2 protein-coding genes are annotated in these 916 nt (G+C 64.6%); one reads left to right on the top strand and one right to left on the bottom strand.

The annotated features are described in order from the left end of the window. Nucleotides 1-206: 206 nt before the first annotated feature. Complete coding sequence (locus WEB06_18505) at nucleotides 207-593, bottom strand: SCP2 sterol-binding domain-containing protein (protein ID MEX2557610.1); 387 nt, start codon at nucleotides 591-593, stop codon at nucleotides 207-209. A 171-nt stretch (nucleotides 594-764) separates the two neighbouring features. Here WEB06_18505 and WEB06_18500 point away from each other — a divergent pair, with 171 nt between their 5' ends. Then, nucleotides 765-890, top strand: a complete 126-nt coding sequence (locus WEB06_18500) for a hypothetical protein (protein MEX2557609.1) — start codon at nucleotides 765-767, stop codon at nucleotides 888-890. The last annotated feature ends 26 nt before the right edge of the window (nucleotides 891-916 follow it).

The following is a 916-nucleotide window of genomic DNA, read 5'->3' as shown; positions in this document are numbered from 1 at the left end:
CCGCACGCCGACCTCCGACCCGATCGCACGGGCATTGCGTCGGGTCCTGAACGAGCCGGGTTTCACGCGAGGAGCGAAGCGGCTGGCGAACGAGGCGGCCGGGCTCGACGGTCCGGAACGGGCAGCGGATCTCTTCGAAGAGACATTCGGTGCCGGAGAAACGCGGAGGGCGGGCTGACGCCCGCCCTCCTCCCGAACGGAGCTTCTTAGTACTCGACCTCGAGGTCCCCGACGGCCGTCGGCATCGCGCCGAACACACCTTGGAGTTGCATCATCTTCATGAGGTTCCCCGTGATCTTAACTTTTCCCTGCATGAACGCCTGCTGGCCGGTCATCTCCTGCTTGGACATCGACACGGCCGTCTCGTAGTTCTGCGAAAGCGTGGCCTCGGCGTTCTCGATATCGCCCTGGACGAGCTGGACCTTCCCGCCGTCCAGAACGAATCCGTACTTGACATCGCCGCCGGGCCCGCCGCTGACCTCGTTCAGGAGCCGCGCGCTCTGGCCCTTGGCCGCCGACTGGAACGCGTCGTTCGCATTCAGGCGGCTTTCGACCTCGCTGAGCCATTCGTCGGAGAGGAACTTGACTGCCATGGAGGCCCCCTTCGGAGTGCCGATCGGATTGGCGCCAAGGCTATCCAGGCGCCGGAAGCCTTTGCAAGCGGGGGCTAAAGCCCCAACTCGAACCTGCCGAGTAAAGGTTTTTTCGCTCTCGCCGATGTAAAGAGCTCAGGGAATTCCGCCTTGGTGGAGGGAGGAAACCCGGTGGAGCGGCTCCTAGAGATCGTCCGTGCCAACCCGGTCCAGTTCTTGGCCGTCGGCGCGTTCGTCGCTGTGGTCATCATCGCTTGGGCAATCGAAAGCTCGGCCTGGCGCACCCGGCATCACTAGCGGGATCACGAGCCGGGGGGGGGGGG

It is taken from the genome of Actinomycetota bacterium (assembly GCA_040905475.1).
GTDB lineage: Bacteria > Actinomycetota > AC-67 > AC-67 > AC-67 > DATFGK01.
This window is presented reverse-complemented; position numbering and strand designations above follow the sequence as displayed.